The 23261-nt window shown below is 60.6% G+C and carries 19 protein-coding genes; 9 read left to right on the top strand and 10 right to left on the bottom strand.

The genetic code is table 11. From position 1 onward, the window contains the following. Nucleotides 1-7: 7 nt before the first annotated feature. Nucleotides 8-3142 (bottom strand): multidrug efflux RND transporter permease subunit, encoded by a 3135-nt coding sequence (locus tag ACVDHI_RS03150; protein WP_447211674.1) that lies wholly within the window; start codon nucleotides 3140-3142, stop codon nucleotides 8-10. A 14-nt stretch (nucleotides 3143-3156) separates the two neighbouring features. Further along, nucleotides 3157-4314 carry an efflux RND transporter periplasmic adaptor subunit gene (locus ACVDHI_RS03145; RefSeq protein WP_447211673.1) on the bottom strand — a complete coding sequence of 386 codons (1158 nt, stop codon included), beginning with the start codon at nucleotides 4312-4314 and terminating at the stop codon, nucleotides 3157-3159. A 155-nt stretch (nucleotides 4315-4469) separates the two neighbouring features. Between ACVDHI_RS03145 and ACVDHI_RS03140 the strand changes: the two genes are divergently transcribed. Beyond that, nucleotides 4470-5198: a response regulator gene (locus ACVDHI_RS03140; protein ID WP_042864283.1), complete on the top strand. Its 729-nt coding sequence runs from the start codon at nucleotides 4470-4472 to the stop codon at nucleotides 5196-5198. Continuing rightward, nucleotides 5195-6274: an ATP-binding protein gene (locus ACVDHI_RS03135; RefSeq protein ID WP_447211672.1), complete on the top strand. Its 1080-nt coding sequence runs from the start codon at nucleotides 5195-5197 to the stop codon at nucleotides 6272-6274. The genes ACVDHI_RS03140 and ACVDHI_RS03135 overlap by 4 nt, the downstream gene beginning before the upstream one ends. Before the next feature lie 145 nt (nucleotides 6275-6419). Here the strand turns inward: ACVDHI_RS03135 and ACVDHI_RS03130 are convergent, their stop codons facing one another. Beyond that, on the bottom strand, nucleotides 6420-7910 hold the full coding sequence (locus tag ACVDHI_RS03130) for a SulP family inorganic anion transporter (protein ID WP_042877848.1): 1491 nt from the start codon (nucleotides 7908-7910) through the stop codon (nucleotides 6420-6422). Nucleotides 7911-8485: 575 nt separating this feature from the next. Here ACVDHI_RS03130 and ACVDHI_RS03125 point away from each other — a divergent pair. Together ACVDHI_RS03125 and hcp1 are read left to right on the top strand one after the other, a co-directional pair. Then, entirely contained in the window at nucleotides 8486-9250 is a 765-nt protein-coding gene (locus ACVDHI_RS03125; protein ID WP_041214665.1) for a LuxR family transcriptional regulator, read from the top strand. Nucleotides 9251-9481: 231 nt separating this feature from the next. Continuing rightward, nucleotides 9482-10000, top strand: a complete 519-nt coding sequence (gene hcp1 / locus ACVDHI_RS03120; protein ID WP_005332563.1) for a type VI secretion system effector Hcp1 — start codon at nucleotides 9482-9484, stop codon at nucleotides 9998-10000. A 62-nt stretch (nucleotides 10001-10062) separates the two neighbouring features. Here hcp1 and ACVDHI_RS03115 read toward each other — a convergent pair whose 3' ends face one another. After that, nucleotides 10063-10308 (bottom strand): hypothetical protein, encoded by a 246-nt coding sequence (locus ACVDHI_RS03115; RefSeq protein WP_041211262.1) that lies wholly within the window; start codon nucleotides 10306-10308, stop codon nucleotides 10063-10065. Nucleotides 10309-10353: 45 nt separating this feature from the next. On the opposite strand from ACVDHI_RS03115, the gene ACVDHI_RS03110 reads away from it, so the two are divergent. The 4 genes from ACVDHI_RS03110 to ACVDHI_RS03095 are packed head-to-tail and all read left to right on the top strand — an operon-like array spanning nucleotide 10354 to nucleotide 17187. Beyond that, nucleotides 10354-12399 (top strand): type VI secretion system Vgr family protein, encoded by a 2046-nt coding sequence (locus tag ACVDHI_RS03110; protein WP_447211671.1) that lies wholly within the window; start codon nucleotides 10354-10356, stop codon nucleotides 12397-12399. Next, nucleotides 12399-13268, top strand: coding sequence for a DUF4123 domain-containing protein (locus tag ACVDHI_RS03105; RefSeq protein WP_447211670.1), 870 nt, complete (start codon nucleotides 12399-12401; stop codon nucleotides 13266-13268). Before ACVDHI_RS03110 ends, ACVDHI_RS03105 begins: the two co-directional genes overlap by 1 nt. Next, on the top strand, nucleotides 13265-16444 hold the full coding sequence (locus tag ACVDHI_RS03100; RefSeq protein WP_447211669.1) for a toxin VasX: 3180 nt from the start codon (nucleotides 13265-13267) through the stop codon (nucleotides 16442-16444). Before ACVDHI_RS03105 ends, ACVDHI_RS03100 begins: the two co-directional genes overlap by 4 nt. Further along, on the top strand, nucleotides 16444-17187 hold the full coding sequence (locus ACVDHI_RS03095; RefSeq protein WP_201932704.1) for a hypothetical protein: 744 nt from the start codon (nucleotides 16444-16446) through the stop codon (nucleotides 17185-17187). The genes ACVDHI_RS03100 and ACVDHI_RS03095 overlap by 1 nt, the downstream gene beginning before the upstream one ends. Before the next feature lie 117 nt (nucleotides 17188-17304). On the opposite strand, the gene ACVDHI_RS03090 is transcribed toward ACVDHI_RS03095, so the two are convergent. Together ACVDHI_RS03090 and ACVDHI_RS03085 are read right to left on the bottom strand one after the other, a co-directional pair. Continuing rightward, a complete protein-coding gene (locus tag ACVDHI_RS03090) occupies nucleotides 17305-17880 on the bottom strand; it encodes a DJ-1 family glyoxalase III (RefSeq protein ID WP_201894478.1) in 576 nt (191 codons plus the stop codon). A gap of 30 nt (nucleotides 17881-17910) precedes the next feature. Continuing rightward, nucleotides 17911-18858, bottom strand: coding sequence for a ketopantoate reductase family protein (locus ACVDHI_RS03085; RefSeq protein ID WP_048208192.1), 948 nt, complete (start codon nucleotides 18856-18858; stop codon nucleotides 17911-17913). 358 nt (nucleotides 18859-19216) lie between these two features. Between ACVDHI_RS03085 and ACVDHI_RS03080 the strand changes: the two genes are divergently transcribed. After that, nucleotides 19217-19699 carry a YajQ family cyclic di-GMP-binding protein gene (locus tag ACVDHI_RS03080; protein WP_010673357.1) on the top strand — a complete coding sequence of 161 codons (483 nt, stop codon included), beginning with the start codon at nucleotides 19217-19219 and terminating at the stop codon, nucleotides 19697-19699. Nucleotides 19700-19803: 104 nt separating this feature from the next. Here ACVDHI_RS03080 and ACVDHI_RS03075 read toward each other — a convergent pair whose 3' ends face one another. The 4 genes from ACVDHI_RS03075 to ACVDHI_RS03060 form a co-directional block, all read right to left on the bottom strand. Continuing rightward, on the bottom strand, nucleotides 19804-20610 hold the full coding sequence (locus tag ACVDHI_RS03075; protein WP_039040713.1) for a nucleoside-specific channel-forming Tsx family protein: 807 nt from the start codon (nucleotides 20608-20610) through the stop codon (nucleotides 19804-19806). Between the two features lie 156 nt (nucleotides 20611-20766). After that, entirely contained in the window at nucleotides 20767-22170 is a 1404-nt protein-coding gene (locus tag ACVDHI_RS03070; RefSeq protein WP_447211668.1) for an AmpG family muropeptide MFS transporter, read from the bottom strand. Nucleotides 22171-22255: 85 nt separating this feature from the next. Next, nucleotides 22256-22585 carry a hypothetical protein gene (locus ACVDHI_RS03065; protein ID WP_214002747.1) on the bottom strand — a complete coding sequence of 110 codons (330 nt, stop codon included), beginning with the start codon at nucleotides 22583-22585 and terminating at the stop codon, nucleotides 22256-22258. A gap of 114 nt (nucleotides 22586-22699) precedes the next feature. Then, the gene (locus ACVDHI_RS03060) at nucleotides 22700-23251 is read right to left on the bottom strand and encodes a peptidylprolyl isomerase (RefSeq protein ID WP_010673361.1); all 552 of its coding nucleotides are present in this window, start codon (nucleotides 23249-23251) and stop codon (nucleotides 22700-22702) included. Between the last annotated feature and the right edge of the window lie 10 nt (nucleotides 23252-23261).

Genomic DNA, 23261 nt, shown 5'->3' with positions numbered 1-23261 from the left:
GCAGCGGTCAGCATGATCGGTGCTGTGCTCGCTGTGCTCGCTGTGCCCGCCAGGCCTGAATGCGCGCCTGGGTGCCGATGACGAAGACAAAAAAGACCGGCACGAAGAAGATGGCCAGCAGGGTGCCGCTGATCATGCCGCCGAACACGCCGGTGCCGATGGCATGCTGGGTCTCCGCGCTGGCACCGCTGGCGAGCATCAGCGGCACCACGCCGAGGGTGAAGGCGAGCGACGTCATCAGGATGGGGCGCAGGCGCAGGCGGGCGGCGGTCACCGCAGCGTCAAGCAGCGAGCGCCCTTCGCCGTGCAACTGGCGGGCAAACTCCACGATGAGGATGGCGTTCTTGGCCGACAGGCCGATGATGGTGATCATGCCCACCTTGAAGAAGACGTCGTTGGGCATGCCGCGCAGCATCACCGCCGCCACGGCGCCGAGCAGGCCCAGGGGGACCACCAGCATCACGGAGAGCGGAATGGACCAGCTCTCGTAGAGCGCGGCCAGCACCAGGAAGACCACCAGCGCCGACAGCAGCATCAGCAGGGGGGCCTCGGCCGCCGACTGGCGCTCCTGCAGCGACTGTCCCGTCCAGGCCAGGGCGAAGCCTGGCGGCAATTGCGCCACCAGGCGATCCATTTCCGCCATCGCGGCGCCACTGGACACCCCGGGGGCGGCACTCCCGGAGAGACGCACGGCGGGGAAGCCCTCGAAGCGCATCATCTGTTGCGGCGACTGGCGCCAGGTCGGCGTCACCACCTCCCGCAGGGGCACCATGCCGCCGCTGGCATTGCGCACCCGCAGGCCGAGTACGTCATCAAGCTGCATGCGCGCCGACGCGTCGGCCTGCAGGATGACCTGCTGCATGTGCCCGCCGTTGGGGAAATCGTTGATGTAGAGCGACCCCATCGCCGCCGAGAGGGTGCTGCTCACGCTGGTGAACGAGAGTCCCATGGCCTCGGCCTTCTGCCGGTTGATCTCGAGGTGAATGCTCTCGCCGGGGGGCAGGCTGTCGGGATAGACATCGCTCACCACTTCGCTTTGGGCCGCCAGTGCCAGCAGTTGCGCCTGGGCGGCCAGCAGCGCGGCCTCCCCCTGGTTGGCCCTGTCTTGCAGGAAGAGCGTGAAACCCGAAGAGGTGCCCAGTTCGTCGATGGCGGGCGGCAGCAGGCTCATCACGGTGCCTTCCTTGCTGTTGGCCATGGCGGCCTGTGCCAGCTCAGCCTCTTCGGCAGCCGTGGCACCATGACGCTGGTCCCAGTCTTTGAGCATGGTGAAGGCCATGGCCGCATTGGGGCCGGCGCCGGAGAAGCTGAAGCCTTGCACCACCAGATTGGTGTCGAGCGCCTCGCGAGAGGCCACATGGGCCTCGAACTCCTTGATGACGGCCAGGGTGCGCTCGCTGGTGGCGCCGGTCGGCAACTGGATGGAGGTCATGAAATAGCCCTGATCCTCGTCCGGCAGGAAAGAGGAGGGCAGTTGGGTGGCCGCAATGGCCAGCACGGCGCAGAGGGCGGCGAAGGTAGTCATCACGCGTCCGCTGCGCCCGACCAGCCGGGTGACCCGAACGCTGTAGCCTGTGGTGAGCCGCTCGACGCCCCGGTTGAAGGCGCCGAAGAAACCGCGCTTCTCATGGTGACTCGGGCTGACCGGACGCAGCAGGGTGGCGCAGAGCGCCGGCGTCAGGGTCAGGGCGAGGAAGGCGGACATCAGGATCGAGACCGCCATCGACAGGGTGAACTGCTGGTAGATGACCCCCACGGAGCCGCTGCCGAACGCCATGGGGATGAACACCGCCGTGAGCACCAGGGTGATGCCGATCACCGCCCCGGTGATCTCCTTCATGGCCCGCGATGTCGCCTCCCTGGGCGATAGCCCCTGGGTGGCCATCAGGCGCTCGACGTTCTCCACCACCACGATGGCGTCGTCGACGATGATGCCGATGGCCAGCACCATGCCGAACATGGTGAGGGTGTTGATGGAAAAGCCGGCCAGCAGCATCACCGCGAAGGTGCCAAGCAGGGCGATGGGGGCGACGATGGCCGGGATCAGGGTGTAGCGCAGGTTCTGCAGGAAGAGAAACATCACCAGGAACACCAGTACCATGGCTTCCAGCAGGGTGTGGATCACCTTGTCGATGGAGACCTTGACGAAGGGGGCCGAGTCGAACGGGATCGAATAGGCCATGCCCGCCGGCAGAGTGGGGGCGAGCTGAGCGAGACGGGTGCGCACCGCATCGGCGGTGCGCACGGCGTTGGCGCCGGGGGAGAGCTGGATGGCGGCGCTGGTGGCAGCCACCCCGTTCTCGCGGTTGGAAAAGGCGTAGGATTGCGCCCCCAGCTCGACCCGGGCCACGTCACCCAGCACCAGCTTGGCGCCATCGGCACCTGTCCGCAGTACGATGGCGGCGAACGCCTCGGGAGTGGTCAGTTGCCCCTCTACCGTGAGGGGAACCGTCAGTCGCTGGCCAGGCAGGGCGGGTTCGTCGCCGAGGCGCCCCGGTGCAATCTGCACGTTCTGCTGCTCGATGGCCTGCGCCACCTCGCTGATGGTCAACCCGTAGGCGGCGAGCTTGCCCGGATCCACCCAGATGCGCATGGCCTGCTCGGCGCCGAACAGCTGCACTCGCCCCACGCCGTCGATGCGGCGCAGCTCCTGCACGATATTGCGGGCCATGTAGTCGTTCAGCGCGACCTCATCGAAGCGGCCATCCGGTGAAGTCATGCCGACCATCATCAGAAAGCCGGACGAGGCGGACTCCACCTGCAGGCCGGTTTGCCGCACCGCCTGTGGCAAGCGAGGCTCGACCGCCTTGATGCGGTTTTGCACGTCCATCTGGGCCAGCTCCGGATCGGTGCCCGGCTTGAAGGTGGCGGTGATCTGCGCGCTGCCGGAGGCATCTACCGACGACTCGAAGTAGAGCAGGTTCTTCACCCCAGACAGCTCGCGCTCGATCAGGCTCACCACCGCATCGTTCAGGGTCTGCGGCGTGGCGCCCGGATAGGTGGCATAGAGGGTCACCGACACCGGCGCCACCGAGGGATAGCGGGAGATGGGCAGCTTGGGGATGGCGATGACCCCCGCCAGCACGATGAAGAGGGCGATCACCCAGGCAAACACCGGGCGATGAATGAAAAACTGCGGCATGAAATGTCTCCGATTCAACGGTTACCGGCGTCGGCCTGCTGGCTGAGGGCGGGGGATTGCCAGGGATGGGCAATGACTTGCGTCCCCGGGGTCAGGCGGTCGATCCCCTCGATCACCACCCGCTGTCCGGCGTTGAGCCCGGACGCGATGCGGTACTGGCTATTCACCAGTTCAGCGGTGTTGACCGGAACCAGTTGTGCCTGCCCCTGGCCATCCACCACCCACACGCTGGTCTGGCCCGATGTGCGCACCACCGCCTGCTGAGGCACGCTCAGGGCGTTGGCATAGCGGGCACGGGGAATGCGCGCCTGTACGTAGAGGCCGGGCAAGAGCCGCCGCTCCGGGTTGTCCACCAGTACCCGCAGCAGTACGTCACCGGTCCCGGCATCCACCTCGATGCCGGAGAAGAGGATGTGCCCCTGCATGCCGAGCGGCTTGCCGTCGCTGCCGAGGATGTCCACCGTCAGTTCCGGTGCCGTCGAGCCAGCCTGCTGGCGCAGGGTGTCGAGCACAGAGGCGGGTTGACGCACATCGACGTAGACCTGATCGATCTGCTGGATCCTAGCCATGGGGGTGGCGTCGGTGGGGGACACCAGGGCCCCTTCACTCACCAGCGCCTGATCGATGCGCCCGGCGATGGGGGCCTCCACGCTGGCAAATTGCAGGTTCAGCTGGTGCCGGGCCAGGGTCGCCCTGGCCTGAGCCACGTCGGCGGCCGCCTGATCACGCTGGGAGACAGCATCGTCATAGGTTTGGCGGCTGATGGCCTCGGTGCGCAGCAGCGGCACCAGACGGTCAATCTGGATACGGGCGCGGGCCAGCACGGCCTCCGCGCGCTGCAATGCGGCGGCGGCGCTGTCGACATCCGCCTTGAAGGGGGCCGGATTTATCTGGAACAGCACGGTGCCTGCGCCGATTTCGGCGCCCTGCTCGAACAGGCGGCGCTGCACGATGCCGCTAATCTGGGCCCGAATTTCGGCGCTGCGCACCGCGGCCACCCGGGCGGGCAGATCCTCGCTGATGACCAGGTCCTGACCTGCCAGCGTCATCACCGACACCTGAGGAAGGGCCGGCGCATCTTGCGCTTGCGTCGCCCCATCGCAACCTGCCAATCCGAATACGGCAATGACGGCGAGCAAAGCGCCCGCATACCGCTGTTTGACAAACATCATATTCACCTCGTTAAACCGCCTCCCGGGCATGGTGTTGCCGCGAAAGCACATCGAACGGGCATTATGGCGAGGGGCTATTGCGAATGATTCGAGGCTTTGTGGAGAATCCATGGAGGCGGTGATAAAGTTCAAGCCCACCATTTTCGAGTCCGACCATGTCGTATCTTCCTGCTTCCGCCAACCCGGCGGCCCAGTCACTGGTACTGATTGCAGAGGATGAAGCCGAGATAGCCGACATCCTCGCCGCTTACCTGCAACGCCACGGATTGCGCACCCTGCATGCCGCCGATGGCCGCGAAGCCCTGGCCATGCACCAGACATGCAAACCCGACCTCCTGTTGCTGGATGTGCAGATGCCGCAGCTCGATGGCTGGCAGGTGCTCAGCGAGATCCGGGCCCGTGGCGACACGCCGGTGATCATGCTGACCGCCCTGGATCAGGACCTCGACAAGCTGATGGGGCTGCGCATGGGGGCGGATGACTATGTGGTCAAACCCTTCAACCCGGCCGAAGTGGTGGCCCGGGTACAGGCGGTGCTCAGACGCAGCCAGGCTGCGAAACAGACCACGGCCCGGGTGCTGCGGGTCGGCCCCTTCCAGATCGATCTGGAGAGCCACGAGGCCAGCATTTGCCGCGATGAGGGGCAGCAGGTGCTGGATCTGACCCTGACCGAGTTCAAGTTGCTCGCCTCCCTGATGCGGGCACCCAAGCGGGTGTTCAGCCGCGCCGAGCTGCTGACCCACTGCCTGCCGGAGGGGGATACCCAGGAGCGCACGGTGGACAGCCACATCAGCAAGCTGCGCAAGAAGCTGGAGGCACAGGGCATCCAGGGGGTGCCCGCCAGTGTCTGGGGCGTCGGCTATCGCTTCGGGGGCGATGCGTGACATCGGCACCCGGCCTGCGCAGGCAAATCATCCGCTCCCTGGGGCTGATGGCACTCGGCATCATCTGCCTCGCGGTGATCGGCACCTATGTGTTCTACGCCATTGCCGTGACCTATGTGCCTGGCAGCATCTCCGAGAGCTGGATGCCCTCCAGGGTCGAGATGATCTGGATTGGCTCGACCATTCTCATTGCATTGGGGATGGCGCTGTACGTGGCGGTGCGCCTCTCTCGGCGTATCCTGACCCCGCTCAATTCGGTGGCGAACAGCCTGCGAGAGGTGGCAGAGGGCAAACTCGATGCGCGCGTGCCGCTGGATGAACAGGCGATCGGGGAGACGGCGCAACTGGTGCGGGACTTCAACACCATGGCCGAGCGACTGCAGAGCATGACCCGCGAGCGGGAGTTCTGGAATGCCGCCATCGCCCACGAATTGCGCACCCCGGTGACCATATTGCGTGGCCGATTGCAGGGGCTGGCCGAAGGGGTATTTCCGCCAGAGCGTGCGCTCTTTGAAGGTTTGTTGCGCCAGGTGGAGGGATTGACCCACCTGATCGAAGACTTGCGGGTACTCAGTCTCAACGACAGCGGCCACCTGGAGTTGCAACGAGAGGCGATCAGGCTGGCCGACGAGCTTGCCGTGGTGCTTGAGGCGTTTGCCACTCCTCTGGCCGCGAGCGGTTTCACCCTCAAGCGGGAGCTCGATGCCGAGCTTTGTGTCTGTTGCGATGCACTTCGCATTCGTCAGGCTCTGATGGCGCTGCTGGAAAATGCCCAGAAGCACGCGGTGCCGGGCATGCTGACCGTGCGCCTGCATCGTTCGGGCGTCCAGTGCATCCTGAGCGTGGAGGATGAGGGGCCTGGTATCAGCGAGGAGGTCGCCGCCCATATCTTCGAGGCGTTTCGCCGAGGGGATCCGTCACGCTCGCGCAAGAGTGGCGGCAGCGGGCTCGGGCTGGCGGTGGTCAAGGCGATTGCCGAGGCCCACGGCGGCAGCGCGGTTTGCCAACCCGGCGGGCGGGGCGGCACCCTGTTCCTGCTTTCATGGCCCCTCTTGCACCCTGACGGCAGGTCATGACCCCGCGTTGCCGCATCGGCTCGGGATGGGCGCGCCGAGGCGCGTGTGTTGACTGTGATCCAACAGCCCAAAAAAAGCCCATCTCATGGTGAGAGACGGGCTTTTTTTATGGCTTGCAGGCAGCGCCCTCATGGGGGCGCCGGGATCAATGCTCGGCCAGCAGGGGCTCTCCCTCCTGGCGTTTGTCGTGGATGGCAAAGCGATCGACCAGGGTGGCACTGGCGTCGTTCAGGCCGATGACCGCCACCTCTTTCCCCTCGCGGCGGAACTTGATGACCACCTTGTCGAGGGCCGTGATGGCGGTGATGTCCCAGAAGTGGGCGTGCGTCAGGTCGATGACCACCTTCTCCACTTCCTCCCTGAAATCGAAACTGGCCAGGAACTGCTCGGCGCTGGCAAAGAAGACCTGGCCCCGCACCAGATAGGTACGCACGGCGCCGCTGCGCTCGCTGTCGCTCTTGACCAGCATGACGCGGGCAACCTTGTGGGCGAAGAAGAGAGAGGCGAGCAGCACCCCCACGAAGACCCCGAGTGCCAGGTTGTGGGTCGCGACCACCACGGCGACGGTGGTCACCATCACGAGGTTGGTGGAGAGGGGGTGGCTCTTCAGGTTGCGTACCGACTCCCAGGAAAACGTGCCGATGGAGACCATGATCATCACGGCCACCAGGGCTGCCATGGGGATCTGACGGATCCACTCATCCATGAAGACCACCATCAGGATGAGCAGGGTCCCCGCCACGAAGGTGGAGAGGCGGCCGCGGCCACCGGATTTGATGTTGATGACGGACTGGCCAATCATGGCGCACCCCGCCATGCCTCCCAGCAGACCGGCGCCGATGTTGGCGATCCCCTGACCCTTGCACTCGCGGTTGCGATCGCTTGGGGTGTCGGTCATCTCGTCGACGATGGCTGCCGTCATCATGGACTCGAGCAGTCCCACCACCGCCAGCCCCGCTGAGTAGGGGAAGATGATGGCCAGGGTCTCCAGATTGAGGGGCACGTCGGGCCAGAGGAAGACCGGCAGGGTATCGGGCAGCTCGCCCATGTCGCCCACGGTACGGATGTCGATGCCCAGGGTGATGGCCACCGCCGTCAGGACGACGATGCACAGCAGGGGGGAGGGGAGCAGTTTGCCCACCACGGGAACGAGCGGGAACAGATAGATGATGCCAAGCCCGGCCGCGGTCATGGCGTAGACCTGCCAGGTGACGTTGGTGAGTTCGGGCAGCTGGGCCATGAAGATAAGGATGGCCAGGGCGTTGACGAAGCCGGTCACCACGGAGCGGGAGACGAATCGCATCAGGCTGCCGAGCCTGAGGTAGCCCGCCGCTATCTGGAAGAGGCCGGTGAGCAGGGTGGCCGCCAGCAGATACTGCAGGCCATGTTCCTTGACCAGGGTCACCATCAGGAGCGCCATGGCGCCGGTGGCGGCGGAAATCATGCCGGGACGACCGCCGACGAAGGCGATGACCACGGCGATGCAGAAGGAGGCATAGAGGCCGACCTTGGGGTCGACGCCCGCAATGATGGAGAAGGCGATGGCCTCCGGGATCAGCGCCAGGGCGACGACGATGCCCGACAGCAGATCGCCCCGTATGTTGGAGAACCACTCTTGTCTTGCACGTTCCAGCATGGGGATTTTCTCGCTCGTTGAGGGTCCATGGCCACAGGCCCGCAAATCAGGGGAAATGGCGGGGATCACAGGGTTGCATTGGCTGTTGGTGGCCGGGTAAACCGACCGGTCGGCATAACCGGAGTCAGGCGGCAGAGGCTGCACAGGGCAGGGTCAGGGCGGCGTGACGGCCACCCCAGAGCACATAACAGGCATAAGGGGCGCATGTTAACAGCCGGTGCCAGGCCGGGGAAGCCCGTAAAGGGCCAGAAACGGGGGACGGGACACAAAACGATCGGCCTGTCAGTGACCAAGGTCTCATCTGGAAAGTTTATTATCCCTTCCCCGTCGAGTGCTGTTATATGATTGCGATGTTTTTTGCAAAAACTCGTGATTTTAATGCAGTTAAGTTCTGGTTATTGGTATTTCGCTCTGCGTCATGCCCTCCATCCCGCCGAGAGCGAGCCCCCGAGGCTCGTGGCGGGCCCTGAGATCAGGGTTTCACGGGTTCCGTTTCTATTTGTTGGCACGTGATTCAGCTCCCATTGGGTTTCATGAAAAACAATGCCGACACCATTTGAAAACAATTCGACAACATGGATACAAGCTACGCGTTAGATCTCATCTCCCGGTTCGAACAGGCCGACGATGAGCACACCATAGTGGCGTTGCTGCGCCAGTTGACGACACAGGCGGGATTTGACTACTTCAGATTGGCCCTGATGTCTCCCAGCACCATACAGCGACCGGATGTCACCATCTTCAATGGTTGTCCTCAGGAGTGGGTTGACGCCTATACCCAGGCCAACTTCTTTGCCATCGATCCCGTCGTCCAGCGCGGCATGGAGCAGAGCACCCCCATCCTGTGGGCGGATCTCATGGTGCAGGGGGTCTGTGACGATGAGCGCCTTGCGGTGATGACGCTCGCGCAGCAGGCGGGATTGCGCGACGGCATTACGTTTCCCTGGCACGGAGCCAACGGTCATGTGGGCCTGCTCTCCCTGATCACCAGCACGCCTCGCACCAGAGCGCAGTGGCTTTCCGCGGTGCCTTTTCTCAGCTGGCTATCCATGCATATCTTCGAGGCGGTGGTGAGGGTCTGTCTGGTAGGGGAGTCCTCTCATGATGCCCTGAGCCTGCGCGAGCTGGAGGTATGCCGCTGGGCGGCGGAAGGGAAGCAGACGAGCGATATTGCGCAGATCCTGGGGATCACCCCGCGCACGGTGACCTTTCATCTGAACAATGTGGTCACCAAGCTGGGGGCCAGCAGCAAGTGCCAGGCGATCTCCTGGGCGCTGAAACAGGGGGTGGTGAGGTTGAATGTAGAGCTGGCCGCCGTCGCCAATGTGGATGAACAGTAGTGTTCCCGTCGGATTGGCGCAAAAAATTGCGCACATACCAGAAGATTGAACTGCCAGTGCAATGACTGATGGTCAAACGTGTTGAAAAGTACAACTTATTGCGCCGAGCGTACTGCCTTATGGGGAGATTTTTTATAACTGATTGAAATGTAATGGGTAAAAAGAGTGGCATGGACGCTGCTAACGGATTCGGGCGAGTGTCATAACCGTTCAACCATCAGGAGCAATTCCATGCCAACCCCATGTTATATCAGCATCGAAGGTAAAACCCAGGGCAACATCACCGCCGGTGCCTTCACCTCCGATTCCGTCGGCAACATCTTCGTGCAGGGCCACGAAGACGAGATGCTGGTACAAGAGTTCCAGCACGTCGTCACCGTGCCGACCGATCCGCAATCCGGTCAGCCGGCGGGTCAGCGCGTCCACAAGCCGTTCAAGTTCACCGTTGCCCTGAACAAGGCCGTGCCGCTGATGTACAACTCCCTGGCCTCCGGCGAGATGCTGCCGAAAGTGACCCTGAAGTGGTACCGCACCTCCGTCGAGGGCAAGCAGGAGCACTTCTTCAGCACTGTGCTGACCGATGCCACCATCGTTGACATCGACTGCCAGATGCCCCACTGCCAGGATCCGGCGAAGTCCGACTTCACCCAGCTGATCCAGGTCTCCATGGCCTACCGCAAGATCGACTGGGAGCACACCGTTGCCGGTACCTCTGGTGCGGATGACTGGCGCGCGCCGATCGAGGCCTGATCACCGATTTATTGATTGCCGTTGTTCCTTGTAGTGCACCCCAGGGCCTGATGACTGCCGTGTCAGCCGTCACCAGACCCGTGCAAGCTTTCTCCGACCCATTCAACCGGATGTGGTCGGAGCTTTTGTGTTTTGCCATCCGGCTGCATGGCGGCTGGATGGCAAAGCACAACGAAGGCCGGTCGCGCCATCTCCCATGATTGCCTTGTCAGATGAAAGCGGCGCTTCTCAGTTTGCACCGTGCCTTCCCTCGCGATGCTGATGGCGATGGTGACCCATCTTGCGACGCGCCTGATCTCAGACGTCATCCGTGCAGCTCCCGGGGCTGCGAACTGGCAGGTTAAGGAGCCCTAATGGCAGACAGCACAGGATTACAATTCACCGTCAAGGTAGGGGCTCTGCCCGAGAGCACCTTCGTGGTGGCCGAATTTGCGCTGGATGAAGGGCTGAACCGGCCCTTCAACCTGCGCCTGGAGTTGGCAAGCGCCCAGCCCGACATCGACGTTGGCGCCGTGCTGGACCAGCCGTGCGAGCTCTTGGTGTGGTACAACGGCGAGCTGCAACGCCGGGTGTGCGGGGTGGTGAGCGACATGGCGCAAGGTGACAGCGGCTTTCGCCGCACCCGCTATCAGCTCATGGTGCAGCCAGCCCTGTGGCGGCTGTCACTTCGCCACAACTCCCGCATCTTCCAGGCGCAAAAACCCGATGAAATCCTCTCCATCCTGTTGCAAGAGCATGGCATCACCGACTATGCCTTTGCCCTGAAAAACGAGCACGCCAAGCGGGAATACTGCGTTCAATATCGGGAAACCGACCTCGATTTCGTGAACCGCCTCGCCGCCGAAGAGGGGATGTTCTACTTCCACGAGTTTGAAGCAGGCAAGCACCGCATCGTGTTTGCCGACGATGCGGCTGCCCTGACGGCCGGCCCCGAGCTCTTTTTCAACCTCGGCAACCGTTCGCTGGAGCAGGGCCCCTACGTCCGTCAGTTCCACTACCGGGAGGCAGTGCGTCCGAGCGATGTGGAGCTCAAGGACTACAGCTTCAAGACCCCGGCTTACGGCCTCTCTCACAAAAAGCAGGGCGCTGAGCTCGAACACCAGCGCGATACCTACCAGCACTTTGACTACCCGGGCCGCTATAAGCAGGACCCGAGCGGCAAGGCGTTTGCCCAGCATCGGCTGGATGCCCTGCGCAATGATGCTGTGGCGGGCAGTGGCAAGTCGAATAGCACAGCCCTTATGCCGGGGCAGAGCTTCTCGCTCACCGAACATCCCAACGGTAGCCTCAACACCGACTGGCAAATTGTGCGCATCCAGCACACCGGCCTGCAGCCGCAGGCGCTGGAAGAGGAGGGGGGGAGCGGCCCCACCGTCTACCACAACGAATTCGGCGTGGTGAAAGCGAGCACCACCTGGCGGGCGCGCATCGGCAGCCCCGAGGCACCCTACAAGCCGATGGTGGATGGCCCGCAAATTGCCATGGTGGTGGGCCCCGACGGTGAGGAGATTTACTGCGACGAGCACGGCCGGGTGAAACTGCAATTCCCGTGGGATAGATATGGCAGCTCCAACGACCAGAGCTCCTGCTGGGTGCGGGTGAGCCAGGGCTGGGCCGGCGGTCAATACGGCATGATGGCCATCCCACGCATCGGTCACGAAGTTATCGTCTCGTTCCTGGAGGGGGACCCGGACCAGCCCATCGTGACCGGTCGCACCTTCCACGCCACCAACCGGCCGCCCTACGAGCTGCCTGCCAACAAGACCCGCACAGTGCTGCGCACCGAAACCCACCAGGGGGAGGGTTTCAACGAGCTGCGCTTTGAAGACCAGTCGGGGCAGGAAGAGATTTATATCCACGGTCAGAAAGACCTGAACGTGCTTATCGAAAATGATGCCGCCTGGCATATCAAGCACGACGAACACAGGGACATCGACAATGAGCGGGTGACCCGCATCAAGGCCAATGATCACCTCACTGTGAACGGTGAAAAACGGGATCACATCAAGGCCGGCTATTCCCTGACCGTGGATGCCAGCTTGCACCAGAAGCTGGGGCAATCCCTGCTGGTGGAAGCGGGAAGCGAGGTACACCACAAGGCGGGCATGAAGATAGTGATGGAGGCGGGTGCCGAGCTGACCCTCAAGGTGGGGGGGAGTTTTGTCAAAATCGACCCGAGCGGTGTCACCCTCTCGGGCGGCTCCATCAAGATGAACTCAGGCGGCAGCCCGGGGTCTGGCTCTGGCTGGGGCGGCCAGATGCCGATCCAACCCGGAGCGGTTGAAGTGGTGGCGCCCCCGCCTCCCATGGACCCTGCACGTCAGATTGCGACGCTCAAGTCTGCCGAACCTGTGTGCGAGATCTGTGAGCAACTGGCCAGACAGGAGGGTGGTGGCTGATGGCCATGGCTTTCGTCGCAGAGCGTCCCGACATCGAGCTGAACAGCGGTGAGCAACTCTATCTGTTGCTCGATGGGGCGCGCATTCCCGCGCTGGAGCGCGCGTTGTTCGAGCAGGACCCGTCGCCTTCCTATCAGCCCGTTTACCTTCACGCCCCCTGGGACAGCTTGCGAGAAGTGAGCCCCTGTCTGGTCTGTGCAACGCCCAATTTGCTGGATTGGTTTATGCAAAACCGCGATGCATCATGGGGTTACCTGCTATCGTCCCCTCTTTCTCTGTTGCTGTTGGCCGAGCGACTGCGTGGGCTTATCGAGGTGGAGAGTCCCTATGGCAGCAGGATTTTGCTCAAGCTGGCCATGCCGGAGACCATGTGGCGGCTGTTTATGGATGATGAACCCTGGCTCTGGCAGGGGGTGGCTCAAGTCTGGATCCCGACCCGGCAGGGGGAGGGGCTGGTGTGGCAGCACAAGGTTGCCGCGCCTGGAATGGGGTCCCCCATGGGGGAGCGCCTGCGACTTTCCGACGCGCAGTGGCGCCATCTGGGAGAGGTGAGCTGGTTGAACACCCTCGATGGGATAAGAGCGCACATGCACACCTGGTTTGGGGCTCGCATGCTGACGCTGCCAGAACCCATGGCCTGGATTGCCCATTGGGCTGATTACGCCTATGCCCAGGGATTCGAGAGTGAGCGGGATCTGCTGCTGTTTTTCAATGTGATGGGGTATCTCGGCAGTGACTGGTTTGACGAAGATGAGCATCTCCGGATCAAGGCGTTGATTACCCAGCGTTCGCCCCAGACCCCTTCGCAACGTATCGAGCAGGCCGCCGAGCTTGCTGCCGCATTGAGCAACAAGGATCAAGACGCATGAGTACGCCCAATCAAGCCGCCCAGTGTGCAAACACGACCGACAGCAAGAGCCCGGCAGGAGTCTGTCCGCTCAAGAACAAGAAGATTGCCATCATCCCGGTGCGTTATGCCCTGGATGAGCCGTTCTCCCCGCCACAAAAGCAGCCTCACCCAGTCCCCGCCGGAGCAGGCTTTGTGGTGCCTCTCAAGTTGAAAGAGAGCGGTTATGCCTTGCGCCAACTTCGTGATGGCTGGCTCTATGTCTATGACGAAAAGGCCAAGACATTTGATGAGTACGAGATAAAAGGAGCGACCTTCATCAGCCAGAGCAAGGGAAGCAAGGGGCATCTGCTCTACCCGGCGAGCCATACCCTCTCCCTCGCTTATTCTCCCCAGCGCTGGACGGGGCGCATCAAGCATGAGATGGAAAAGAGCGGCGGTTTGCGCACCACCTGGATGCGGCAGGTGAAACTGGGCAGTTTTGCCAGCACCATGAAGGCCCCTCATTGCGGTCTGCCAGATGTGCTCGACAAGGTTGCTGACCTGGGGATGTCCAACAAGGGATTTGTGCTCTCTTCTACCCCCCTTGCCAAGCCTGCCGAAGAGGACAAGCAGGGGATCAAGTTGCTGGCTCACAAACCTGCGAGTTCAGCGACTGCCTACAAGGCGGGCATACCGGATCCCAAGAGCGCCATGGTGGTCGCTCTGGAGGACCCGCTGGCCGACCTTGCCGACCTTTCCATGAAGGTCAATCAACTGCTCGCCAAGCGCGAAGCTCTGCTGGGGAAAGATGATGCCACCATCAAGGTCAACAGCCACAAGCTGATGATGGCGGAGGTCACGCGCAACCTGGCCAGGGTGCGGCTCGACGAGAAGGAGTTGCCCGCCTCCGTCAGGGGCAATGTCGCCAGGACCCAGGCCTTTGAAGAGGCGCTGGATGATTATCTTGGGGATCGCTACCTCGCCGACATGGAGAGCATGACGGCAGAGCCCGGGATGGTGCGGTTCAACTCCCCCATGGAGAAACGGGCTGATGAGAAGCTGAAAATCTTGCGGGAACAATATGGTTTCAACCCATCCCAAAAACAGGTTTCCCAATGGAAAGAGCGCGCCGCCTTCCAGGATGAGGTCAACTGGAGCGGGCTCAATGCCTTTATCAAGCAGTATCAGGTGCCACTCAATGAGCTGGAGCTGGCCCTGACGCGGGCTCATGAAGACCTGTTCAACGGTGTGACCCGCCTCAAGGCCGATCCGCTGCCCTTTGGTCTGGACAACAGAACGACCCAAGGACAAGCCTATCTGCAGACCCTGTTTGCCGAGGCCGGGCCGGTTCTCTCTCTTAGCTGCCGCACGGAGGAGAGGAAGAAAGCGCTGGAGAAGCTGCTGGGCGAAAAGAGCCGCGACAACTTGCTGGCGCTAGCCCCTTATGGCTTTGATGCCGCGTTGCACAAGGGATTGAGCGAGCTGACGGTAGACAATGCTTGGCTCAGCACCTCCTCTGGGGATATGACAGCCCTCTATGGCAGAACGGCTGATCTGGAGACGCTATTGGGGGACGAGAGATTCAAGCAAAAGTCCTGGTTCCAGACGATCGAAGCCGTCATTGAAGCCATGAAAATGGCTGGAAAGTCCATGGCCAAGGGGGCTCACGCCCAGATCATGGCGGCCATCTTGCCCCATGCCTGGAAGAACAGCCTGGCGGGCAACCTCAGACTGGTACTGCTGGAATCCCTGCTCGGCGACCAGCCGCTGCAGGTCAACCGAGACTATCGGATGCTCCACAACCGCTTCCAGCAGAAGGTCTGGATCATTGTGAAGGAGATGTCGGCCATCAGCTCCCCCCCTCCTGGGCGCAGCACCACGGTGAAGGCCATCAACGGTCAGCTAAAAACCTTGCAGCAACAGCTTGATACCCTGATTGCCAGCGAAATGCCCCTGCTGGTGAAACTGAAAGGCGATCTCTACCAGCAACAAGCCAGACAATATGTTGGTGACTATCTGGCGGGCGTGCGTAGCGGCGTGAATCAACGCATCACGGCCATGAACGAGAGAATTCCCAATCTGGCGACCTTTGGCGGGCTGGTTGCCCTGCTCAACCTCTGGAATCTGACTGTGGTCATCGCAGGGACGGCGCAAAACGCCCAGTCCATCGGCCGGGAACGGGCAAATATGCAGTTGGGCTCGGCCTTCGCCTGGACGGGTAATGCCATCGCCGCGCTCTATCAGGGGGCGGCGTGGGAGAAGTTAAAGCCGCTCACTACTGATGGAGGTAAACGAGCCCTGACAGCAATCTCGATAAAAGCAGCAATAAAAGAAGGTGAGCATGCGGTCTGGGTTAAAGCCTTCTCTCTACGGATGCTGGCATTTTCTAGTCTAGGTTTGGCTGCGGCAGGGCTTGAAGCCTTGGACAGTTGGCAGGCTAGCCAAGATCCACTGATAAGTGGTATGGAAAAAACGCTTTTGCAGATGAAAGCAGGGGTGCTATTTGGGCAAAGTGGCATTTTCCTTATCCAGCTTGCGTATTTAGGTGCCAATGGTTTAGGTTTTTCATCCATCGCTGCTATTTTTGCGCCTTGGATGGTTGTCGGGCTCTTTGTGTTGGGTATTGCCTATCTGGCTTTAACTATGTTGCTGAATATTTTTAAACGCTCGGATTTGGAAAAATGGTTGCTGAAATCAATCTGGGGAAAGCAGCCTGCCAATTGGTCCGCCGAAGATGAATTGGCTCGCTTTGAAATGTTGGTCAATAAGCCTGGGGCCAGTTTGACTGTGGTACGCACCGCACCTCAGGGGTGGATGGATACCGGTCGTTCCCAGTGGCAGTTGCAACTTTCACTCCCTGCCCATTTGCGAGGACAAACCATAGGGTTAAATGTCACTTCTCAACCACTTGCCAGTGCTGGTCAGATGATCCCCGCGCGCTCCAAAGAGGAGCTTGACCGCTATCTGGCTGCAATGAAACCCAAGATGATAGATACACTACGCGGGAGCTGGGAGGACATGGTCTATTCCCTGCCGCTGGAGGTTGATACCAACTCGGCCATCAAACTGGAACTGGGGTATCTCGGGGGCATGGTTCAGCGGGAGTTTATTTTCAAGGGCAACAGTAGTAGTGGCGGCCCTGTGACATTGAATAGCTGCAGCGGCGATCTGGGTACAATGCCCGCGTTGGTGGTCGGCAAGCAAGGGAATAAATAATGGATAAGTCAAACGAGGAAGTTGATGTGAATGAGCAGGAGATTCCTTTTCGTCTATTACCACAGGAAGAGCAACAACGTATTCTCGATGCCAATCAAAAAAAAGTGCGTGAGGCCCCAATTCTTCAGGAGTGGAATATTCGGGTTTCTACACCATTTGCTTGGCTTATTATTTTTCTAGTCACTGCAGTTATGACGTTATTTGCTGTAGGTTGTGTATTACTTACAGGTGATGTTGATTGGGGGTTTGCTTATCTAGCATTCGGTGTTGCTATAGCAATGATCCCTTATTTTCGTTATTTAGTGATGGCAGATAAAAACTATCATTACCGTCTTACAACAGAAGGCGTTATTGTCACTTATCAGGATGTTATTCCAGAAGTAGCTTATACGATAGTCCGTGGTTTGGCTTGGCTTGGCGTGGTGGTCTGTGTATTTGCAGTGGCTGTATTGGGACCATTTTCTCTGGTCGGTGCTGGTGGGATGGCACTCCTTGCGATATTTTTCACTGATTTTAAAAGTGAAGTAACAGAGCATGAAACCATGTTTAAAAAAGATTGGGACTATACGTTAATCATCTCCAATAGAAAGAAAGCATTAAGGTTTGAATCAACGCCATTTAAGATTTCACATAGCGATAATTTATATTGTAAATCTGAAGATTTTGAAAAGATTGTTGAACTGATAAAAGGGCAGATTCGATGTGCCGAAATAAAGTATATTAAAGGTCATCCAATGACCTGACTTTTATATTCCACCTGTCAGGTGAGGACCATCTCCATGCCGTCTGAGCCTCCAAAACAGAGCCCCCTTGCCTGTGGCAAAGGGGCTCTGCCGTTTTCAGAGAAGTGATCGGTGCGATTATGGCAACACCGAAGGGGGCAACACCATGGGACCGGCGACCGCGTGAGCGGCCTCGTCACCTCGCAGTACCCGTACTATCTCGAGAGCGAACTCGATGGCGGTGCCTGGGCCCTGGCTGGTGATCAGGCGATGGGCTTCATCGGTCACGACCCGCGCCGTGCTCAATTGTGTCTCGGGCAGACGGGCCTGAAAGCCCGGATGGCAGGTGGTGCTCGCATCCCCCAGCAAGCCGTGATGGTGCAGTACCACGGCGGGGGCGGCGCAGATGGCGGCGCGCCAGCGGCCGAGGCCTGCCTGCTCCCGTAGCAGGTCGATGGCGAGGGGGGTGTCGCGGATCACTTCGCTGCCGGGCAGACCGCCCGGCACGACCATGGCATCGAAGTCACGGGTGGTCAGCTCGTCGAGATGGCAATCCGCCACCAGTTGCACCCCGCGAGAGGCGCGGATCTGGCGCGCTCCAGTGGGGCAGCAGGAGGCCAGCACCACATCGATGCCACCCCGAACCAGGGTATCGACGATGGCAACCGTCTCTATCTCCTCCGACCCGGGGGCCACCAGTACCAGTACGCTCATCCTGCACTCCTTGCTTGCCAGCTGCTCTGCTCAGCGCTTCTCTTTGACGGCCTGATAGAGGCCCTGATTGACCGGTACCGCGATACCGTGAAGGGCGGCCTTGCCCAGCAGGAAGCCGGTGATGGCCTCTATCTCGGTCTCGCGGCCCTGTTCCATGTCCTGATACATGGAAGAGTAATTGTCGGCGGTGAGCTCCACCACCATCATGACACGGCGCAACAGCTCTTCGCTGCCGGTAGGCTGACCTTCGGCCCGCATGACGTCAGCCACTTCCACGCAGATTTGCTGCAGGGCATCGGCAAAACGCGGACCGGCCAATTCGCCGTTCTTGAGCTTGTAGAGCGCGGTGAGGGGATTGATGGCACAGTTGACGGCGAGTTTCTGCCACTGGCGTGTCAGGATCTGCTCATCCCAACCGGCCTGACCCAGGGCGCTGGCCAGCTCGTCGGCGAGGTGGGCATGGGCACGGGCCGCTTCGTTGATTGGGCCCAACCAGGTCTCCCCCTTGCCGGTGTGGCGGAACACGAAGTGGCCGCTCTGCATGGCGCCATGGCTGGTGACGCCGGCGATCACCGGATTGTCGGGGAAGAGTGCAACCACCTGATCGGCGATCCCCATGCCGTTGTGCAGCAGCACGATGGGCACTCCTGCCGCCAGTTGCCCGACCAGAGGAGTGAGGGCCGATATCACCTGCCCCGCTTTGGTCATCACCAGCAGGCGTTTGATGCAGCCCGGCTTGTCGATGAAGGCGCGTTCGATGGCCAGGAGCTGGGTATGCCCCTCAAGGGAGGTAAAGTCGACGCCGGGGTGCAAGGTGGCACGATGGCGCTCGCGCAGCAGGAGGCGGGTTGCTTGGCCGCTTTGGGTCAACAGGGAGGCGAAGACGCCGCCCAGGGCGCCGCAGCCCAGCAAGGTCCACTCGGGAGAGACAGGGTGACGGCGTGTTTTCAGGTTGTTGTCGCGTAATCCGCTTGGCATGAAGAGGCTCGATCATGGGAAGGGCTGCCATCCTGTCAACCGCCAACCCGGGATAAGGGAAGATGTCGCTTGGTGAATACCTGGAACCGGTGCATGAGCTGGTTGCCGGGTCGTGCTCAAGGTTCATGCGCAGCCAGGGAGCCTCATGTATGCATGACCATACGGGTTCCTGGGCTGCACTTCACCGAGTGTCGGACCTCTCGCGACCGCTCCTGAACGGGTTCTAACGGGTCTCACCATTCCTGTGCGCAGGGGATTCTAGCAGAGCAATCCCATCGAAATCAGCAAATTTGCCCGTTTTCTGGTAGATTTGCCCACCTGTCAGCACAACCTGAAGTACAGCATGAGGAGCCCGGCTATGCCGTCATTCGATATTGTCTCTGAAGTCAAAATGAACGAGGTGTTGAACGCCGTTGATAACGCCAACCGTGAACTGGCGACCCGTTTCGATTTTCGTGGTGTGGAAGCCAGCTTCGAATTGAACAAGGAAGAAGTGAAGCTGGAAGCCGACGCCGATTTTCAGCTCAAGCAGATGGTCGAGATCCTGCGTGGCGCCCTGCTCAAGCGCCAGATCGAGAACAGTTCCATGGACGTGGGTGACAGCGTCCACTCCGGCAAGCGTTTCCACCTGACCGTGAAGTTCAAGCAGGGGATCGACAAGGAAGTGGCCAAGAAGCTGGTGAAGCTCATCAAGGATTCCAAGATCAAGGTGCAGGCCGCCATCCAGGGCGACGAGGTGCGGGTCACCGGCAAGAAGCGCGACGATCTGCAAGAGACCATGGCGCTGGTGCGTGGCGCCGAACTGGGCCAGCCGATGCAGTTCCAGAACTTCCGCGATTGATGGCGAACGGGGAGGGCGCGGCTCTCGCCCCACTGCCAGCATGAGGGCATAAAAAAAACCGGAGCAGCTGCTCCGGTTTTTTTGTGTCCGTGTGACGAGTTCGATTAGAACTTGTAGGTCACGGAGAAGTAGTGGCCGAAACCAGTGGTCTTCAGACCGTAGGAACCGTTCTGGATGCCGTAGATGTCGTTGAAGTACTTCAGACCGTAACCGACGGCGTAGCGGTCGGAGTGCCAGTACAGGCCGTTGAACATGGCGGTACCGTCGGTGGAAGTGTCCTTGGCATCAAACAGGTGATCCAGGTAACCCTGATAGGCTACGAAGCTGCCGTTGGAGAAGGTGTAGAAAGGCTTGAACCAGTTCATGGAGAACTGATAGCCGTTCCAGCCCTGCTCGCCACCGCCTTCATTGACGTGACGGGCATACAGGTTCATGCCCATTTTGCCGAACCAGGGCACCATGACGTCTGCACCCAGACCGGTCATGGCTTCAAACAGACCATCCGGACCACCGACGTTGATCAGGTTGGCGATGTAGACTTCCTGCACCGGGCCGAAGGAGAGATCTTTGCCGGTCATGGCATCGATGGAGATGCGCGGTGCAAATTTGATGAACAGGTTGTCCTGGTTGTGCTTGTCGTCGTGACGGTTCTGGAAGATGTCGAATACGTCGACGTAACCGTACAGATCGAAGATACCGGAACGGCCACCAAACTCCATTTCGAAGTAGGTATCGTTGTAACCACCTTCGGACTCAGCGTAGGGCAGCTGATCGATGGTGTGCATCACGTTGAACTGGAACCACTTGTAGTCGTTCTTGTGGATGTCGCCGCTGTAGTCGGCAGCGAAGGCCGGAGTGGCGGAGGCAGCCAGCAGACCGGCAGCGATCAGAGTCTTGGTAAATTTGGCCATTTTATTGGTCTCTTGTGCGTTAGTTGAGGTTTTCCGTAGCCTGCCCACAAGGAGCGGAAGGGATTCTAGCCAAATAAATTCAGCGGATAAACAAGCACCAGGGAACTTTGTCAGGATTTGTGAATCTAATCACCCCCTAAAATGCGCAAACGCTTGCTATTTGTGCGTTTGTGGTGACAAGGTGCTGCCTCGTTTGGCAACCATGATGATCAGGATCATCACCGGAATGCCGAGCAGACTGGTGCCGATGAAGAAGTGGCTGTAGCCGATCTGCTCCACCACGCGACCAGAAAACCCCGCCAGCAACTTGGGCAGCAACAGCATGATGGAGCTGAACAGGGCGTACTGGGTGGCGGAGAAGGCGACGTTGGTGAGGCTCGATAGATAGGTTACAAACGCAGCCGTCGCTATGCCGGCGCTGAGGTTGTCCAGCGAGATGATCAGAGTCAGCAGCTCCAGGTTGTGGCCCACTTCGTTGAGGAGAGCGAACAGCAGATTGGTGCTGGCGGTCAGCACGGCGCCGAGGAACAGGATGCGCAGGGTGCCAAAGCGCATCACCAGCACGCCCCCGAGCGCGGCTCCCACCAGCGTCATGATGACACCATAGACCTTGGTGATGGTGGCCACTTCCGTCTTGCTGAACTGCAGATCCACATAGAAGCTGTTGGACATCACCCCCATCACCACGTCCGAGATGCGATAGCAGGCGATAAGCCCGAGGATCAGCAGGGCCGAGGAGCCGTAGCGGCGAAAGAAGTCGGCGAAGGGACACCAGATGGCCTCGTAGGTCCAGGCCCCCAGCCCAGCCAGCGTGGGTGACCAACCCCGTGCCAGCAGGGTAGTCTTGCGCGCCATCTGCTGCTCGTCCTGACTCTTGAGATCGATCTGCGGCTCGTGACTCATCAGGGTGGTGAGGATGCCAAGAGACATCAGCCCTCCCATCAGCAGATAGGTGAGCTGCCAGCCGCGATAGTCATAGCCGTTGTTGCTGCCGAGCCAGGCCGCCAGCGCCAGCGCCCCCGCTCCCGCCATGATCATGGCGAGTCGATACCCCGTCATATAGGAAGCGGCCATGGCCGCCTGCAGCCGCTCGGGAGCGGATTCGATGCGATAGGCGTCGATGACGATGTCCTGGGTGGCAGAGGAGAGGGCCACCAGCAGAGCGAAGAGGGCCAGCTGGGCGAGCTGGGTCTTGGGATCGCAATAGGCCATCCCCACCAGGGAGAGGGCGATCAGCACCTGGGAGAACAGCATCCAGCTGCGTCGTCGCCCAAGCAGCCGTGACAGCAGGGGCAGGGGCAGCCGATCCACCAGGGGCGACCACAGCCACTTGAAACCGTAGGCCAGCGCTACCCAGCTCATGTAGCCAATGTCGGTCAGGCTGACATCCGCTTCGCGCAGCCAGAACGAGAGGGTGCCAAAGACCAGCAGCAAGGGCAGGCCGGAGGAGAATCCCATGGCAAACAGGATGAGTACCCGCGCTTCCAGATAGACGGCGAGGGCATCTCGCCAGCGGGTGGCGCGGCCCGGTGTGTGGCTGGGCGGGCGGAGATTGTTCAACTGCCTGACTCCTCGGGGAAAAGGGGGTCATTTTGTCAGGTTCGGCAGGCGTAGCCAAGGCAAGCCGAGGGGGGAGCGGCAGGTTTCAGGGGCGTGAGCCGATGCAGTGGTGCGGGCAGGGGCCCCCGTCGGCGAGAAAATTGGCGCAGGCCATGAGTTGCAGGCGCAGCGCGTCATCACAGAGGAGGTGCTGCTCATCCCACAGGTGCAGGCTGTGAAGCAGATGCCAGAACACCCCTTCCTGTGCGTTGGCGGGGGTTTTGTCCATGGGGATCACGCAGAGCGCCTGCCAATGGGAGAGAAGCTGCCAACTCAAGTCTTCCAGCTGCTGATAGGGAATCTTGCGTGCCAGAAAATGGCGAACCGCCTGGGCCAGCGGGCCGGCGTGTTGGGTTATGTAATCATGACAGGTCACCGGCTCCTCCTTCTGGTTCTGCTCCCCGATGCGTGGCACACATCGGGGAGCAGAGTATAGAAAAAGAGATTGGTGACCCGTTCAGGGACGCGGTGGAATGTGATCCGGGCCGCGTTATTTGTCCGCGAGCAGCACCACTTTCTTCAGGATGATGGGGCTGGTGGGGACGTCGTTGGCACGCAGGATGGAGCTGTAGCCGGTCTGGACCTGGGCCAGTTTGTCCAGCACCTCCATCCCCTTCACGACCTGGCCGAACACGGTGTAACCGGCGCCGGCATTGGCGTTGAGGTTGTCGTTGTCCACCAGATTGAAATAGAACTGGCGAGTGGCGCTGTCGACCGCCTGGGTGCGGGCCATGGCGATGGTGCCGCGCTTGTTGGGCAGGCCGCCTCTGGACTCGTTGACCACGGGATCGAAGGTCGGCAGGGGCTGGAACTGCTGGTTGTAGCCCCCACCCTGCACCACGAAGTTCTGGATCACCCGGTGGAACAGGCTGCCGTCATAGCTGCCGTCTGCCACGTAGCGCAGGAAGTTCTTCACGGTCTGGGGTGCCTGTTTGGGGGCCAGCTCCACGACGATGGTGCCATGGTTGGTCTCCATCTGGACTTTTTGACCGGCAAAAGCCAGGGGGGCGATCAGGGTGACCAGTAACCAGAGTTTCTTCATTTATATGTCC

It is taken from the genome of Aeromonas sp. 25-248, assembly GCF_053005425.1.
Note: the sequence above shows the minus strand (reverse complement) of the source record. Positions and strands in the feature narration are given on the sequence as shown.

Coding starts and splice junctions, on each gene's coding strand:
- ACVDHI_RS03150 (WP_447211674.1), bottom strand. CDS start 3,142: ATGCCGCAGTTTTTCATTCATCGCCCGGTGTTTGCCTGGGTGATCGCC.
- ACVDHI_RS03145 (WP_447211673.1), bottom strand. CDS start 4,314: ATGATGTTTGTCAAACAGCGGTATGCGGGCGCTTTGCTCGCCGTCATT.
- ACVDHI_RS03140 (WP_042864283.1), top strand. CDS start 4,470: ATGTCGTATCTTCCTGCTTCCGCCAACCCGGCGGCCCAGTCACTGGTA.
- ACVDHI_RS03130 (WP_042877848.1), bottom strand. CDS start 7,910: ATGCTGGAACGTGCAAGACAAGAGTGGTTCTCCAACATACGGGGCGAT.
- ACVDHI_RS03125 (WP_041214665.1), top strand. CDS start 8,486: ATGGATACAAGCTACGCGTTAGATCTCATCTCCCGGTTCGAACAGGCC.
- hcp1 (WP_005332563.1), top strand. CDS start 9,482: ATGCCAACCCCATGTTATATCAGCATCGAAGGTAAAACCCAGGGCAAC.
- ACVDHI_RS03115 (WP_041211262.1), bottom strand. CDS start 10,308: ATGACGTCTGAGATCAGGCGCGTCGCAAGATGGGTCACCATCGCCATC.
- ACVDHI_RS03110 (WP_447211671.1), top strand. CDS start 10,354: ATGGCAGACAGCACAGGATTACAATTCACCGTCAAGGTAGGGGCTCTG.
- ACVDHI_RS03105 (WP_447211670.1), top strand. CDS start 12,399: ATGGCCATGGCTTTCGTCGCAGAGCGTCCCGACATCGAGCTGAACAGC.
- ACVDHI_RS03100 (WP_447211669.1), top strand. CDS start 13,265: ATGAGTACGCCCAATCAAGCCGCCCAGTGTGCAAACACGACCGACAGC.
- ACVDHI_RS03095 (WP_201932704.1), top strand. CDS start 16,444: ATGGATAAGTCAAACGAGGAAGTTGATGTGAATGAGCAGGAGATTCCT.
- ACVDHI_RS03090 (WP_201894478.1), bottom strand. CDS start 17,880: ATGAGCGTACTGGTACTGGTGGCCCCCGGGTCGGAGGAGATAGAGACG.
- ACVDHI_RS03085 (WP_048208192.1), bottom strand. CDS start 18,858: ATGCCAAGCGGATTACGCGACAACAACCTGAAAACACGCCGTCACCCT.
- ACVDHI_RS03080 (WP_010673357.1), top strand. CDS start 19,217: ATGCCGTCATTCGATATTGTCTCTGAAGTCAAAATGAACGAGGTGTTG.
- ACVDHI_RS03075 (WP_039040713.1), bottom strand. CDS start 20,610: ATGGCCAAATTTACCAAGACTCTGATCGCTGCCGGTCTGCTGGCTGCC.
- ACVDHI_RS03060 (WP_010673361.1), bottom strand. CDS start 23,251: ATGAAGAAACTCTGGTTACTGGTCACCCTGATCGCCCCCCTGGCTTTT.